This window comes from Acinetobacter baylyi DSM 14961 = CIP 107474, assembly GCF_000368685.1.
Classification (GTDB): domain Bacteria; phylum Pseudomonadota; class Gammaproteobacteria; order Pseudomonadales; family Moraxellaceae; genus Acinetobacter; species Acinetobacter baylyi.
Window position 1 is genome coordinate 517,775 of record NZ_KB849628.1, and the last position, 16,671, is coordinate 534,445.

The following is a 16,671-nucleotide window of genomic DNA, read 5'->3' on the forward strand; positions in this document are numbered from 1 at the left end:
CATATGAATCAACATACACCGTTTTGCATTTTTTCTAAAGAAATCAAATCAGCATGGACACTTCTTCATATTACCGCTCGATGGATAACGTGAATCTACACAATGGCGATAAAATGTTTTGGTATCCATAGGAGTCAGTTCTGGATGATGCGTTTTCATATGTTCAAGGTAAGTCTCATAGTCTGGTACACCAACCATCAGACGGAAACTTTGCTGTAATCGCTTAAATAGAGTTGCGATACGTGACCAGTTCTTAGGTGATAACAAGAGGTCTTTCTGCGACATAATGGTCATTTTAATGATTTTAACAATAATAGAACGGCCATTTTTTGCAATTTTTAATTCCATCATTATTTTCCTTGTGAACTTGGTGATACAACTATCTCAGGATCTTCATAAATTGCAGGCGCTTCATTAACTGTCGGCACTTTGCTCGCCAAAGCACGGCGCACCACACCAAATGATGCAATCACCATCACAATTGCTACAATCATAAAGAAACCACAAAGTACTGCATTAATCTGATTAGATAACACAACCGTCTGCATCTCAGCTAAAGTTTTCGCTGGTTTTAAGATTTCACCACGAGCAATTGCATCGGAAAAACGATTAGCCTGTGCCAAGAAACCAATTTTAGGATTCTCATGAAAGATTTTCTGCCAGCCAGCCGTCATACAGGTCACAAGCAAGAAAATGGTTGGAATAATTGTAACCCAAACGTATTTTTCTTTTTTCATCTTAAACAAGATGACAGTTCCCAGAATCAGTGCCATGGCAGCCAACATTTGGTTACCTACACCGAAGAGTGGCCACAACGAGTTAATACCACCGAGTGGATCAACGACGCCTTGATAAACGAAGAAGCCCCAACCACCTACTGCAACAGCGGTGCCAATGATATTACCGACAAAAGAACCTGATTTTTTGATTGCAGGAACCACAATTCCGACAGTATCTTGAACCATGAAACGACAAGCACGGGTACCCGCGTCAACAGCAGTCAAGATGAATAAAGCTTCAAATAAGATCGCAAAGTGATACCAAAATGCCATCATAGAGCGATTATTGAAAATCTCAGAGATGATGTGCGCCATACCAATTGCAAAAGTAGGTGCACCACCTGTGCGGGACAAAATGGTTGACTCACCCACTTCTTGAGCAAGTAAAGTTAATGCTTCAGGTGTGACTACAAAGCCCAAATTACGTACTGCCTCAGCCGCAGTTTCAACGCTTGTACCTAATACTGCTGCTGGTGCGTTGATTGCAAAATATACACCTGGATCAAGTACAGTTGCACAGATCATAGCCATGATCGCAACAAAGGACTCCATTAACATGCCACCGTAACCAATCATACGAATGTTAACTTCGTTATCGACCAGTTTAGGTGTGGTGCCACTTGATACCAAAGCATGGAAACCAGAGATTGCACCACAAGCAATGGTAATAAACAGAAATGGAAATAAACTTCCAGAGAATACTGGCCCTGTACCATCAATAAAATGTGTAACGGCTGGCATTTTGAGTTCTGGTAATGCCACCATAATCCCGATTGCCAGACCAGCAATTACACCAATTTTTAAGAACGTTGATAAATAGTCACGTGGTGCAAGTAGCAACCAAACGGGTAAAACAGATGCAATAAAACCATAGATAATCAAGCACCAAGTAAGCTGCGTGCCTGTCAGGGTGAAGAAAGGTCCCCAATATGGATCGGCTGCAATGTGTCCACCATACACAATGGCCAGCATCATCAGTACAAAGCCAATGATGGAGACTTCTGCAATCTTGCCTGGGCGTAAATAACGCATATACACACCCATAAAGAGTGCAATTGGAATTGTGGCAGCAATACTAAACACACCCCACGGACTGTGTGCCAATGCCTTAACCACAACAAGTGCCAATACTGCCAGAATGATGACCATCACCCCCAACGCACCAAGCATTACCACAATTCCAGCAAATGAGCCAAGCTCCTGTTTTGCCATTTCTCCCAATGAGCGTCCATCACGACGAGTTGAAATAAATAGCACTAAAAAGTCTTGAACAGCGCCCGCTAGTACAACCCCGACCAGAAGCCAGATCGTACCAGGTAAATAGCCCATTTGCGCTGCCAGAATTGGTCCGACTAGTGGCCCAGCGCCAGCAATTGCTGCGAAATGATGTCCAAATAGAACGTATTTATTTGTTGGCACATAATCTAGACCATCGGCCAAACGATGTGCAGGCGTTAAACGTCTCGAATTTAACTCAAATACCTTTGTTGCAATAAACAAACTATAAAAACGATATGCAATACTGTAAACACAGATAGCAGCTAGAACCAACCACACTGCATTGACGTGCTCGCCTCGACTTACTGCGAGTATTCCAAATGATACTGCGCCAATAATGGCGACTATACTCCAACCTAGTTTTGAACTGAGGGTCGATTTCCTTTGAATTTTATCCATTTATAACCTCATTCATTGAACCACTAAAAGCCCTTTAGAAAACTTATTATTAAATGTGTAACTAAGTGACTTTACTCCTTATTTTGTTATATTCCTCTACGACTTTGGCATAAAAAAAGGGTGATTATTTATCACCCTTCCATAATAGTCTATTATTTGGCTATTATGCACGTTCTAAATATTCACCCGTACGAGTGTCTACGCGAACGCTATCTTCTTGCTGAACAAATAACGGAACACGAACAACCGCACCTGTTTCAAGTTTTGCAGGCTTGCCGCCACCGCCAGAAGTATCTCCACGAACACCTGGATCAGTTTCAACAATTTTCAAGACCACAAAATTTGGGGCACTTACATTTAATGGCACACCATTAAACAGCATAATGCTACATTTTTCGTTTGAGTCATCTTTCAACCATTTTGCGGCATCACCCATGGCAACTTTATCTGCAGCAATTTGCTCAAAAGTTACAGGATCCATAAAGTTCCAAAGCTCGCCATCGTTGTAAAGGTAGTCCATTTCTACTTCTACAATGTCAGCTGCTTCTAGTGAATCACCAGATTTAAATGTTTTTTCTAAAACTTTACCTGTTTTAAGGTTACGAAGTTTTACACGGTTGAATGCTTGACCCTTACCAGGCTTAACATATTCATTTTCCATGATTGAACATGGGTTACCGTCAAGCATGACCTTAAGGCCTTGCTTGAATTCATTTGTAGAATAACTGGCCATGACTGGCACACTCCAAACTTACTAACTTAAATGTATTAATGCTAGACTAGCATTATTTTTTCCGTGTCGCATGATAAACTATTTATATCAAGAGCAAAACTGGCAATCGCAACTCAGTGATCTAATCATCGATCCTTTTGAGTTACTTGATCAGTTAGACATCTCTTCTGAACAGTTATTATCAGGGGCTATTTTAGCGTCTGACACTTTCAAGCTAAGAGTGCCACGTGCATTTGTCAATAAAATGCAGAAAGCAGATCCGTTCGATCCTTTACTCTTGCAAGTTCTTCCTCATCATCTCGAACTTGAGGATCATCCTGAGTTTGTGACCGATCCATTAGGCGAAGAAGAGGCAAACCAGCTTCCAGGCGTGTTACATAAATATCAATCGCGGTTTTTATTGACCTTAACTGGGGCTTGTGCAGTACATTGTCGCTATTGTTTTCGCCGACACTTTCCTTATCAGGAAAATTTGCCTAAGAACAATGATTGGCCTCAAATTCAGAATTATATTCAACAACATCCATTAATCAATGAAGTCATTTTAAGTGGTGGTGACCCGCTCACCTTGACCAATCATAAGTTAAAAATATGGATCGAAAGACTTGAGTCTCTACCACAAGTTAAAATTTTACGGATTCACTCACGCGTACCAATCGTGATTCCCAATCGAATTGATGAGGAACTACTTTCTTTGTTAGAAAACAGTAGGCTGCGTATAATCATGGTGGTACACTCCAACCATGCTGCTGAATTAGACGACTTTACTTGTAACCAATTACATAAATTAAGTCTTCGCAATGTGACTGTATTCAATCAAGCAGTTTTACTTAAAGGGGTTAATGATTCAGCACAGACTTTAATCGAATTAAGTCAACGGTTGTTTGATGCCCGTGTAATGCCCTATTATTTACACGTATTGGATAAAGTAAAAGGCGCACAACATTTTGATTTAGAATCATCAAAAGTTGATAGCCTTTATAAAGAAGTTCTGGCGGGGCTTCCAGGCTATCTGGTTCCAAAACTTGTCAGGGAAATTGCGGGTGAAAAAAATAAAACACCGCTATTTGGCAAACTCACTTTTTAAATAGAATTTTAATCATCAATGAATAAAGCATTAACAGATATTCTGCACCAGCCGATTAATTTAAATCGCAAAGAGTTGAGTTTTGCTCACACCAATACACAATCAATGACTGAATGGGTGCAGTCTTTATCTTTACTGCAATTAGGAGATACTGCTCAAGCTTTATTTGAGGCATTGATTGAAATTAGTGAGCTTGAATGCTCAGAGACTTTGCGCTTCGACCTATTACAAATTCTTCAGCCGCAGTTTGAACATGTACTACGACATCTGGAAGAGCATTTTTTTAATCAGGGTCTGATTCATAGTGATCGTAACGAACATATTATTGAACTGGCTTTCCAACTACGTACTTATTTTGCTCATGCATATATTATCATCGTCAAATGCAGCGCTGAACAACTTCGGCAGCAAAAATTCTCATTATTTAGATTTCATCATAAGAAAAATTTAAAAGTCGCACAGACACTGGCAATTTATTATGCCATGCAACAATTTACCCAGCTCTTATATCAACAACATATGCTCTACAGTCAACCTGTGTATGGTCAATGGCAACGTATCCACTGGCTTTTTGACATCGCACAAAAAAACAGGATTGAGCATCAAAATATTAATCAGCTACAAGGCGTTCATTACACGTTAAAAAATATATCGCTACTTTATCAGCAACTTATTTTGTTACATATTTTAAATACCAATCAGATTCGCCAATCCGAAATACGAGCTCTTTATCAGTGCAGTTTTGAATGGGCTAAGCTCTTAGATATTGAATTCAAAGAAACTCAAACATCAAAATATGTGATTGATAAGAAAATCGACCAAGCACCCACTTATAATAAAAAACAGTATCCTCATCTCGATCCAGATTTTTTTATTTCTACACAGCCTTTGCTGGAGCACATCACCGCAACTTTGCACAAAACAGATGATTATTTATCTCCCGTAGAAAGGCAATATCTAACACCAGCTCTAAAATTTCATGTACAAAATATTTTAGGGAGTATAGGTGAACGGCGTCACGAGCGTTTTGAATCATCAGGCCAACTTCATATTTGTTTTGGTATCACGACAGCACATTATTATATTTCACGTCATAAAAATTTTACTGATAGCTTACCTCATAGCGAATTATCCAGTTTTTATGAAACTCAAGATCGAATTAAAGTTGATTCTTCTTTTTTTCAGGCATCAGCACGACTTTCACGTGAAGCAAAAAGAATTTATCAATCTCATATTCTGGATATGAGTGTCAGTGGTTATCGTATTAAATGGTCCGATGAGGTTCCTAAAAATTTAAAGACAGGCGAATTTATTCTGGTTAAAGAAGGTACTCATAGCTCATGGCGTGGCGGTGTAATTCGATGGATTAAACAATCCTCAGAAAAAAATCTTGAGATGGGTTTAGAAATTCTGAGTAAGAATATTTTACCTTGCACTTTACTCATTCAAGAGGTATCAAATCAACAAATACCCGTTTTACAGCCTGGTTTATTACTTCAAAGTCTACATTTAGATCACGGCCATATGTCTCTTGTCAGCCCCAACATTACAAGCCATGAACAACAGCAATCTATTAGTATTTATGTCGATCAGCAAAAATTTGAGCTTTATTTACTCAAAACACAACTTATTACTCAAAGTTTTATACAGTTTGAGTTTGAATTATTCGATGAACTGCAAAAAAATATGCTTAAAAACGTTATGATAAGCCAAAGCAGAGGTAACTAGCCAAAAGTGAAGGGATAAATTAAAGTGAGAAACGGGTTGCTAGCAAAAAAAATAAAGCGTTCAGAAATACGTGTACTTTTTATTGATGATAATCAGCTACGTTACAATCAGGTGATTGATCTGCTTTCTGCAAAAGATTACAACGTTCATGCTGTTTTACTTGATGATCTGGTTAGTTTTGAAAAACAGTTAAAACAATCTTGGGATATCATTATTTTTGGTCGTGCTTACGATTTAGAACTGACACATACCATTTCACTGGTTCATCAAACTCCAACGCGACAACTTCCCATCTTATTACTGGACTTTGAGCAGCTTTCCCCTGCTATTCAAATCGATTTTGTTCAAAAAGGCATTTATGATTTTCTTGACCTGACTCATCATGAAGCATTTTATATTATCATTGCGCGTGCATATACTTACAGTAAGCTTTTACAAACAGAACAACAGTTAAATCATGCACTGAAAGAAGCCCACTCCAGAACCCAATCACTGGTTAAACAAAGCAGAAAAGCAGTTGCTATCATTGAAGAAGGGATTCACATTCAGGCAAATGCTGAATATCTGGCGTTATTTCAACTACAAGATCAAGATGATCTGATTGGCATTCCACTTCTAGATATTTTACAACCTGAAAACGTCGCCGAATTTAAACAAGCATTTAAAAAGATCAGTCTGGGCCATCTTGAAAAGAACCGTTTGGACATGATCTCAAAGAATCCTGCTGTTGCATCTTCAAATCCATTGAAAATTAACTTTTTACCGCATGATGATGCAGAAACCATACAGCTTACGATTGATTGTGATGTCGAACAACTCAATCTTCCCGTATTACAACTTGAAGATTCAACTCTTGAAAAACAGCTTGAAACTGATTTAGTCGACTCGGTGAATCAGCATTTAAAAATAACTCAGGCAAAGCTAAATAGTCTTGTTTTATTTATGCCACTTTTCAATTATCAGCAACTCTTTAATTACGATTGGCATCAGATTAAACAGTTCTTTTCTGAACTTGAAACAGAATTAAACGCGTTCCAATCTGACTGTCCACTCAGAAAACTAGAAAATGGCAGTTATCTGACTATTTTTCAAGCATCTTCAATTGAAGCATTACGTACCCAACTGATGCAACTTGGGCAACGTATTTCAGAAAAATTTCCATGTTCATTACATGAGCTAGATTTTAAAGTTGAGCTCAAATCAGGTTATAGCTTGATTCCGAGCATGATTGAAAGTGAAGAGAGCCTAGAAAACTATCTCAATAAAGCCTTACATCAAGTACTTCCATACAAAGACAAACAACCTGTTCAAAGCTTTGCCATACCCAATGTAAAGCTAAAAACAGAGCAAAAGCCTATTGAACCGTTTACAGCTATGGCTGATCTGATTAAACAAAAATTTAATCAGGGAAATATCGTATTAAAATATCAACAACTCTATGATAAACAAGATCAAAATCTTTATATTTACGAAGTTACAAGAGGTTATTATGATCAAGAACATTGGCATTGTTTAGATGATCAAGCTGGACTAGATAATCACATTGATCTGATATTACAAATAGATCGCTTTACACTTGAAACAGCGACCAAACAACTTAAACAATTTATCAATCAATATCCATCTGCCAAACTTATTATTAATTTAAGTGAACATATTCTAAAACTTCCACAACTGGATAAATTGATAGAGCAGCTTCTAAATATTCTAAGAAGTCAGGAAAAATATCCTGTTATCTTACAGTTCTCAGAAGCAGCTTTTATGCAAAATCTTGCCAATGCTCAACAACAAATTCGTCAACTACATCAAAAGGGTGTTCTTATCTCAGTGCGAGATTTTGGTGTAAATGCCAGTAGTCCTGTCTTTTTGCATCAAATTGAGGTTGATTACCTACAATTGCATCATCAATTAAGTGCTTTACTTCATCAAGAAAATCAACTTCAGGAGTTGCAACAGAAGATCGATAGCTTTAAAGCATCTAAATCAGTTGAAATGATTTTGCCTGAGTTAAATGACGTTAATATTTTTGCCAATGCCTGGAATGTAAGTACTCGTTACCTAAAAGGGAGTTATTTTCAAGGTAAATTAGACCGTCTTGTTGATGTGCAGGATCAATAACCATTGAACTCCAGACAAAAAAAACGGGCTTTCGCCCGTTTTTATACTTTTGGGTATTAACGTTTGATAGAACGTGACATACCAGAAAAGCGTTGCTTGAATTTGTCGATACGACCACCAGTATCTACATTCTTTTGTTTACCAGTATAGAATGGGTGGCAAGCTGAACATACGTCAAGATAAAGAGTTTCTTTACCTAAAGCAGAGCGAGTTTCGATTACGTTGCCGCATGAGCAAGTAGCAACTAAAGTTTGATATTTTGGGTGAATATCGGCGCGCATCGTCGATTACTCCTAATTGAAGAAAGGCTTAAGCTGTCATCGCAATTTATCACTCTCAATGCTTGATTGAGGAAAATGGCTGAAAAATCAGCAGATAAACACGACAACAGACCATTCTTTTGGCCCACCGAGACATAAATGCCAGAGCTAAGCACAACAAGTGGGAACTATTATACACGAATCCATTTAAAATTGCGAAATATTATTCAGGCCGAATAATGGTATTCTCCTGTTTGTATTGTTTCGCCAAATAGTTTGCAATGATTCCGCAAGTCATGAGCTGAATTTGATGAAAAATCATAATTGGTAATACAATCATTCCCAAAGGCTGACCTATGAATAAAATTTGTGCCATAGGCACACCACTGGCTAAGGTTTTTTTCGATCCACAAAAGAAAATTGCAATCTGATCTGCCCGTGAAAATCCCAAGAGCTTTGAAACATAAAATGCTAAAACCATAATAATCGTTAAAAGCACAGAACAAGATAAAACCAAGTAAATCAGCGTACTTACACCGACCTGATGCCAAAGACCAGCAACTACAGCACTACTAAATGCACTATATACCACCATCAAAATGGTTCCCTGATCAAATGCTTTAACAATACTTGGAACCTTCGCCATTAAAGGAAAAATATAGGGACGTAACAATTGTCCTAAAATAAACGGTACCAGTAATAATAAAGTGATTTGAATGATTGATGATGTTGGGTCGTAATCATGTTTTGAATGGCCAAAAATGAATAAACTCACCATAATTGGCGTAATGAACATACCAATTAGATTAGAAAAAGATGCACTGCATACGGCAGCAGCAACATTTCCTTTCGCAACTGAAGTAAATGCAATTGAAGACTGAACTGTCGATGGTAAAAAGCACATAAACAGGAAACCCCAGTATAGCTCTTGCCCTAAAAGAGGTAATAACACAGGCTTTGCCAACAAACCAACCACAGGAAACACGATAAAGGTAAATGCAAAGACTACACTATGTAAACGCCAGTGAAGAACTCCTTCAACGATAGCTTCGCGAGATAACTTTGCACCGTGTAAAAAAAAGAGGATGGCTATCGCTATATTGGTAATTACGCCAAACACATCAGCCGCGTGCCCGTGAATAGGCAAAAAAGAGGCCAATAAAACCATACATACCAGCAATATGGTAAAGCGGTCCAAGGCAAGTAACTTCAGCATGGATGAACATCCTGTTTGTAAATTATAAAAAACCAGTAACAAGCAATTTACTGCATGGTAAATCGTATGTTACTGGTTTGATTAAATAAATCCAGTTTTTAAATAAAATGTTGGGTATTTATTTAAAAACTTTTACTTTAAAATCAATTATTACGTGCATTTTCATCTTGTTGAATCAGCTCAATTTTGTAGCCATCTGGATCTTCAACAAATGCAATAACAGTCACGCCACCTTTCATTGGGCCCGCTTCACGAACGACATTACCGCCACGTTCTTTAATCAGATCGCATGCTTTGTAGGCATCTTCAACACCAATCGCGATATGACCATATCCATTTCCTAGGTCATAACTTGAAGTATCCCAGTTATGTGTAAGTTCGAGTACTGTATGATCGGATTCTTGACCATAGCCAACAAATGCTAAAGTAAAGCGGCCTTCCTCATAATCACGTTTACGAAGTAATGTCATACCTAAGACTTCAGTATAGAACTTGATTGATTGTTCTAAATTGCCTACTCGCAACATTGTATGCAGCATTCGCATGATTAATCACCTGTCTTGTTAATACTTGTCTGTTTAGCCTCATGTTCCTTAAGTAATTTTGCAACCCAAAGAACAAGCACTAAAATTGGAATTCCAATGAGTGTGGTCATTAGAAAAAAGTTTGGATAACCAATATGAGTAACAATTGTTCCAGAATATCCGCCCAGTAACTTCGGTGTCAGGGTCATTAATGAACTAAAGATCGCATATTGTACCGCGGTGAAGGATACACTGGTCAAACTGGATAAAAAGGCAATAAATGCTGCACCAGCCAGCCCAGAAGCCATGTTATCGATCACAATTGCAAAATATAACCATTTTGAACTATAAGGCTTAATGACTTTACCTTTGATCTCAATAGTTTGCTGTGAATTTTGATCGACTAATGCTATTGGTTCCACATTTAGATCAAGATCCTGAATCGTAGCTGAATGAGTAGCAGTCATATAACGATGAGAAGTCTTTAAAATATGCTGTTGCCCTTCAAGTAAACTGGCATTTAACTGTTTTGACCGAGATGTAATCAGTTGTTTGGCAGGAATAACGGCGCTAAACACGCCATTGTTATCAAGTTTGGCATCAAACGTTTTTCCATCAAGGTCGACTACAATTTTTTGTGTCTCGGTCAAAGGCTTGCCAAAATATTGGCCTTTAACCACCATGTTTTCTTTTGCTTGATCGATTGTAATTTTGTTTTGGCTAGTTACGGGCAAAAGCTGCATTAATGGTTGTGCTGTATTTGCCACCAAATAAGGCATTGAAACCGAAATAGGCGTTTGATGATTCTGATAAGCCGCAACTACATTAATATTTTGCGCATCTTTTAAGTTTTGTGCAGGTACCTTCAATGTCCAGTAGCCGACTTCATCTGTATCAACCTGATAATGCTGCTGACCGATATTGACCTGTACCTGTTCAAGTGGCTTACCCGACTTTACAAGACCAATAAAAATAAGATTGGTGGAGCTTGCAAGTACGGCACCTAAAAACATTAACTTCATAATGTTCATGCGCTGTGCCAATAAACCACCGATGAAACCACCTAACAAACTAAAAATAACGCCATATACTTTGACTGCTTCTGCAATCTGCTCTTTAGTAAAGTTGAGATCTTGATAAAAAACATTGGAAATAACGCCTGCAATAATGTCTGAAATTCGATAGAAACCAATGAGCAACAGTAAGACCAAAGCAAGTTTGGTTCCATAACGCTGGAAAAAATCTAAAACGGGACTTATCCACGTTTCTTTTGCCATTTGTTTATTGACAACACCCAAACGTACTAAACATGTGCCTACTCCAAGTGCTACGCCTGTAGCAAATAAGAAGCGAATTACTTCGAGTAAAAATAGTAAAATATTGTCTTTTATTACAAAATATTCACTCGCTTTAGCGGTAATATTTCCAGAGTAAATATAACTCACCACAAAACTAAAGACTGCAACAAAAAATACAGCGACTAAACGAAAATAATCACGACGCTGATAATTTTTATAAACCCGATCTACTTTAGGTTCACGCACAACCAGCGTTGTGATAATCCCAACCAACATGACAGCTGCCATCGCCAGATAGGTATATTTCCAGGCTTCATAAATATAATTGCCTTTTGCAGTACCAAGATAAGCGGCAAGAAACAATGCACCCGCGCCTGCAATGATCATACCAATCCGATAACCAGCGTTATATGTTGCTGCCAGTACGGTTTGCATTTGGGTTTCTGCAAGTTCAATTCGGTAAGCATCAATCACAATATCTTGTGTTGCAGCAGAGAAACCCAAGAGTACGGCCCCTACAGCCATTTGAATCAGATAAGCTTGTCCAAGTGCAGGGTCTGAAAATGCCATAATACTGATAGCACTGACGATTAATATTTGCGCAATGAGCAACCACGCCCGACGACGCCCTAAGATTTTAGTTAAAAAAGGAACAGGCAATTCATCAATCAAAGGTGCCCAAACAAATTTGAATGAATAACCCAAAGCAGCCCAGCTAAAAAAGGTGACTGCACTTTTATCAATACCTGCTTCACCTAGCCACAAAGATAGACTTGAGAAAATCAGCAAAATAGGAATACCTGCCGAAAATCCCAGAAACAGCATGATCAAAGCACGTCGATCGAGAAAAGCCTGAAATGCAGCTTTCCATCCTGTAGTTTGTGTAGCCATCCGATTATTATTTTCCGAAATTTTCATCTAGGCGCCTATTCAATCTCTTTATTGGCAAGGTTTCAATATTGTTTATGCAAAGCTGTTTATTTTTGTCGATAAAAACAGCATCAAAGCTTGATCTTTTAGGTCAAACCTGTATACCTTTAAAACTCAACTCTGTTTATTTTTTGGATTTCACCTGTGACCCAAAGACTCGATCAAATGGCATCAACTTTATCTTCAACCACTACAACAGCAAATACCCTAAAAACCAATACCCTTCCATCCGCATTCGAGCAAACTGAGATTCAGAGTACTTTAGAGAAAACAGCACTTCAACCTGAAAAGCTGACACATATTCCACAACTTGAGGATATCCCATCTTCAACCAAACGCATTAAGCCACTGAATAACTTTTTAGGTCAGGATCGTGCGAAAGCCTCTGTTGAGGCAGGTATTTCCCTGCCTTATTCGGGCTATAATATCTTTGCTGTAGGTACAGCAGGCCTAGGTAAGCGCACCATGATTAAGCGCTTACTCCAACAACATGCGAAAAGCATGCCTACCCCAGACGATTGGGTGTATGTCAATAATTTCAAAAATGCACGGCAGCCACTCGCGTTAAGATTTCCTGCGGGTAGTGGACCAAAATTTCAAAATACGTTACATCAGGCGTGGCAAACGATTTTAAAGCAGCTTGAGCGCCGTTTTACTGCAGAAACCTATCATAACCGTATTGAACAGATTCGTCAGGAAACTGGACAAGAGCAGCAAGAAGCGTTAGTTGAACTCACCAAAGAAGGTGAAGAGCTTGATTTAAAACTCATTTCACGCAATGAAGAGCATTGTTTTGTTCCTGTTCATTTAAAAGATGATCAGGTTCATGAAATGACACAAAATGAAATTGAAGCACTAAGCAGCAAAGAGCGCGCTGAAATCGCAGCCAACATGCGCTATATGGATAAAAAGCTTGAGCGTCTTGGATTACATCTAGGTTCACTTGAAGATGATGCTCGAGATCGTGTATCAGTATTGAACCGTGATATTGCCAAACAAGTAGTCATTCCACGCATGGAACAGATTCTAAACAAGCACAAGACTGTGCAGGGTTTGGATGAGTACCTGAAGCATTATGCAGATGACATTATTCAAAATGTAGAAATGATTCTGGAACAGGAAGAAGATGACTTCTCACCTGCTTTATTCAATCGGGTGCCTTCGCGTTATCAAGCCAATACCATCGTGACCAATAAGCCAAATTCTGGTGCACCTGTTATTTTTGAAGATTTTCCAACCCATTACAATTTGTTGGGGCATGTTGAACAACTTACCCAAAACGGCACGATTACCACTGATTTCACGTTGATCCGTCCAGGTTCTTTGCATCAGGCCAATGGTGGCTTTCTCATGCTTGAAGCAGAACAACTGCTAGAGCAACCTTATGCATGGCAGGGTTTGAAGCGTGCGCTTAAATCTGGACAGCTTAAACTCTCCTCTCTTGAGCATATGCTAACGTTAACGGGTAGTATCTCGATTGAACCTGCGGCTGTACCGCTTGATCTTAAAGTGATTTTGATGGCAGAACCAGAGATCTATTACGAGATACTGGAAGTAGAGCCTGAACTTGGCAGTGTATTTAAAATTCGCGCAGATTTTACAGATACCCTACAACGTAATGAGACCAATGAACAAGCCTATATGCAGTTGATTGCTGATTATGTTCAGGCTGATAAGCTTCTGCCGTTTGACCGTTCTGCACTTGCTGCGTTACTTACAGATTCAAGCCGTCAAGCTGAAGACCAAAGTTCACTTTCGTTACATGCATCAACGTTAGGCGATTTAATTCGTGAAGCGCACCATCATGCATTTAAATCAGGCGATAAAATTGTTTCAGATCACCATATCAATCTTGCCTTACAACATCGTCAATATCGCTTAGGCTATTTGAGAGAACTTTACTGGCAAGATCTATCACGAGGTACGCAACTCATTGAAACTCGCGGACATCGTCTTGGGCAGATCAATGCGCTCTCTGTAATTCATTACGCAGATGTGGAGTTTGGTTTACCCTCTCGCTTAACTGCGTCTGTTTATCAGGGCGGTGGCGATATTCTAGACATCGAACGTAGTGTCGAACTGGGTGGATCACTACATGCCAAAGGTGTACTTTTGATGTCGAGCTTCTTAAAAGCCCACTTTGGACGTTCACAAATCTTGCATTTCTCGGCTGCATTGGCATTTGAACAAAGCTATGGTCAGGTCGATGGTGATAGTGCTACCGTTGCTGAATTATCTGCATTGATTTCGGCCATCAGCCAACTCCCAATTGATCAATCTTGGGCCATTACAGGTTCTATGAACCAATTGGGTCAGGTACAACCTATTGGCGGCGTTAACGCTAAAATCGAGGGTTTCTATGATGCATGTAAATTACAGGGTTTGACAGGCAAACAAGGCGTAATCATTCCGCGTCAAAATATGCAACATCTCATGCTACGCCAAGATGTCATGGAAGCCGTTAAAGCTGGTCAGTTCCATGTCCATGCCATTGAAACTATCGATCAGGCACTGGAAATTTTGATGGCTCGTCCTGTAGGAACCTTAGACAAAAAAGGTCGCTATAGTAAAGGATCAATTTATGCTGCGGTTATGGAACAACTCGAATATTGGCAAGCCATTGAAGATGGAGATGATGTAGAAGGTGAGCCAAAAAAGAAGCGCAAAAAAAAGAAAAGAGAAAAATCGGATAGCAAAAAGTCAGTATGTGATGCTGAAGATGTAGCACAACCTGAACTTAGCGTTTCGGTTTATCCAAAACTTAAGCGACGTGCAAAACGATATCATCAATAAGTATCTTGTATTACAGACAGGTCAGCCATTTGACTGACCTGTCTGCTTAAATAAGGACTCTACTTTAAGCCCTTAATATTTTAAGATAATTCTCCAAATTCTGTTTGGCTTGTTGCTCAAGTTTGTCTTGAAAAAAATGAGTTTGATATAACGGTGTTTGTTGGTAAAACTCATTTAAAATTTGAGCACGTTTTGATCGATAAATACTAAAATCAACCCAAGAATATTCATGTTGAATCTGTATTTCATATTCAAAAAAACGTGCAGATGATGCACCCAAAATTGCTAAATCAATATCTAACAATATTTTTAAATCATGATCTGTAGTGCTTTGATGCTGTTTTGTGCATAAAATCCAATAACATACCTGTTGAACTAACTCGGGCGATAAATGATTCTCAAATAATGTGCAGAATAAATCTGCACTTTGTTCTTCATTGTCTTTTGCAGTGGATTCATAAATGACATCATGAAACCATAAAGCTAATTCTACTGTTGAAGGGTTTTGCAAATCTTGGTAAACAGCCTCAAGCCACTGCAAACATTCGCCTAAGTGCTGTAAGGTATGATAATAACGCTGTGGCTGCTCATAAGCCTGTAATAATTGAGTAATGAGCTTTCTTTTATCTTCGCTAAAGTCAAAAAAATTGGCTAGGCGAGACCACGAACGTATAAAAATATCAGTGCTCAACTTATCTCCCCCAACCCAGATCTATCTTAGTTTAAGCCTGTTCATCACGCTTAAAAACAAGTTCATGCTGATTCGAATTTTCAAGATCGAAATAATAACCTTCCGAGTTGAACGCTTTAAGATCCTCTGCGTTTTCAAGTTTATTTTCAATAATGAAACGTGCCATGAGTCCTCGTGCTTTTTTGGCATAAAAGCTAATCACTTTATATTTGCCATTTTTCTGATCTAGAAATACAGGCTTAACAATTTGAGCATTAATCTTCTGTTCTTTAACAGATTTATAATATTCATCTGATGCAATATTCACCAGAATCTTAGAATTTGTTTGTTCCAGATCCTCATTAATTAAACGTGTAATACGATCATCCCAAAACTCATAAAGATTGTGACCACGTGAATTATGCAATTTTGTTCCCATTTCCAAGCGATATGGCATCATTAAATCTAGCGGACGGAGTAATCCATATAATCCTGACAGCATTCGTAAGTGTTTCTGAGCAAACTCAAAATCATTTTCTTGTAAATGATAGGCATCTAGACCTGTATAAACATCGCCTTTGAAGGCAAAAATCGCTTGTCTAGCATTGGCCAGCGTGAGCTCAGATGTCCAATCTTGAAAGCGTTCAGCATTTAGTTTGGCAATTTTTTCACTTACACTCATCAAGCTGGCGATTTCTGAAGCAGATAAGCTACGACAATAGTCGATAAGCGCTTGTGATTGATCCAGAAGTCTTGGTAAAGTGTGTTTATCCGTTGGAAGTGTAGATTCGTAATCTAAGGTCTTAGCAGGAGAAATTAGGGCGAGCATATACAACCTGAAGTAAATTGGTTAAATAA

The 16,671-nt window shown here is 38.6% G+C and carries 13 protein-coding genes; 4 read left to right on the forward strand and 9 right to left on the reverse strand.

Translation table 11 applies throughout. From position 1 onward, the window contains the following. Positions 1-48: 48 nt before the first annotated feature. The 3 genes from F952_RS11850 to efp all read right to left on the reverse strand — a co-directional run bounded on the left by F952_RS11850 (position 49) and on the right by efp (position 3,189). A complete protein-coding gene (locus tag F952_RS11850; RefSeq protein ID WP_004927773.1) occupies positions 49-351 on the reverse strand; it encodes a YbdD/YjiX family protein in 303 nt (100 codons plus the stop codon). Continuing rightward, entirely contained in the window at positions 351-2,456 is a 2,106-nt protein-coding gene (locus F952_RS11855) for a carbon starvation CstA family protein (RefSeq protein WP_004927776.1), read from the reverse strand. The genes F952_RS11850 and F952_RS11855 overlap by 1 nt, the downstream gene beginning before the upstream one ends. A gap of 163 nt (positions 2,457-2,619) precedes the next feature. Beyond that, positions 2,620-3,189, reverse strand: a complete 570-nt coding sequence (gene efp / locus F952_RS11860) for an elongation factor P (RefSeq protein ID WP_004927779.1) — start codon at positions 3,187-3,189, stop codon at positions 2,620-2,622. Between the two features lie 70 nt (positions 3,190-3,259). On the opposite strand from efp, the gene epmB reads away from it, so the two are divergent. Genes epmB through F952_RS11875 form a run of 3 tightly spaced genes read left to right on the forward strand, consistent with a single transcriptional unit; the run spans position 3,260 to position 8,122 of the window. Continuing rightward, positions 3,260-4,276 (forward strand): EF-P beta-lysylation protein EpmB, encoded by a 1,017-nt coding sequence (gene epmB, locus F952_RS11865; RefSeq protein WP_004927781.1) that lies wholly within the window; start codon positions 3,260-3,262, stop codon positions 4,274-4,276. An 18-nt stretch (positions 4,277-4,294) separates the two neighbouring features. Further along, a complete protein-coding gene (locus F952_RS11870) occupies positions 4,295-6,004 on the forward strand; it encodes a hypothetical protein (RefSeq protein ID WP_004927783.1) in 1,710 nt (569 codons plus the stop codon). 36 nt (positions 6,005-6,040) lie between these two features. Continuing rightward, positions 6,041-8,122 carry an EAL domain-containing protein gene (locus F952_RS11875; protein WP_017385045.1) on the forward strand — a complete coding sequence of 694 codons (2,082 nt, stop codon included), beginning with the start codon at positions 6,041-6,043 and terminating at the stop codon, positions 8,120-8,122. 56 nt (positions 8,123-8,178) lie between these two features. Here the strand turns inward: F952_RS11875 and rpmE are convergent, their stop codons facing one another. From rpmE to F952_RS11895, 4 genes are all read right to left on the reverse strand, one after another. Further along, positions 8,179-8,403, reverse strand: a complete 225-nt coding sequence (gene rpmE, locus F952_RS11880; RefSeq protein ID WP_004927788.1) for a 50S ribosomal protein L31 — start codon at positions 8,401-8,403, stop codon at positions 8,179-8,181. A gap of 202 nt (positions 8,404-8,605) precedes the next feature. Next, positions 8,606-9,598, reverse strand: coding sequence for a bile acid:sodium symporter family protein (locus F952_RS11885; protein ID WP_004927790.1), 993 nt, complete (start codon positions 9,596-9,598; stop codon positions 8,606-8,608). Between the two features lie 143 nt (positions 9,599-9,741). Further along, positions 9,742-10,143 (reverse strand): lactoylglutathione lyase, encoded by a 402-nt coding sequence (gene gloA / locus F952_RS11890; protein WP_004927793.1) that lies wholly within the window; start codon positions 10,141-10,143, stop codon positions 9,742-9,744. A gap of 2 nt (positions 10,144-10,145) precedes the next feature. After that, positions 10,146-12,338, reverse strand: coding sequence for an AmpG family muropeptide MFS transporter (locus F952_RS11895; RefSeq protein WP_004927797.1), 2,193 nt, complete (start codon positions 12,336-12,338; stop codon positions 10,146-10,148). 156 nt (positions 12,339-12,494) lie between these two features. Here F952_RS11895 and F952_RS11900 point away from each other — a divergent pair, with 156 nt between their 5' ends. Beyond that, on the forward strand, positions 12,495-15,143 hold the full coding sequence (locus F952_RS11900; protein WP_004927801.1) for a Lon protease family protein: 2,649 nt from the start codon (positions 12,495-12,497) through the stop codon (positions 15,141-15,143). A gap of 64 nt (positions 15,144-15,207) precedes the next feature. Here the strand turns inward: F952_RS11900 and F952_RS11905 are convergent, their stop codons facing one another. Together F952_RS11905 and yaaA are read right to left on the reverse strand one after the other, a co-directional pair. After that, positions 15,208-15,834 (reverse strand): HD domain-containing protein, encoded by a 627-nt coding sequence (locus F952_RS11905; RefSeq protein ID WP_004927805.1) that lies wholly within the window; start codon positions 15,832-15,834, stop codon positions 15,208-15,210. Between the two features lie 31 nt (positions 15,835-15,865). Then, complete coding sequence (gene yaaA / locus F952_RS11910) at positions 15,866-16,642, reverse strand: peroxide stress protein YaaA (RefSeq protein ID WP_004927808.1); 777 nt, start codon at positions 16,640-16,642, stop codon at positions 15,866-15,868. Positions 16,643-16,671: the final 29 nt, after the last annotated feature.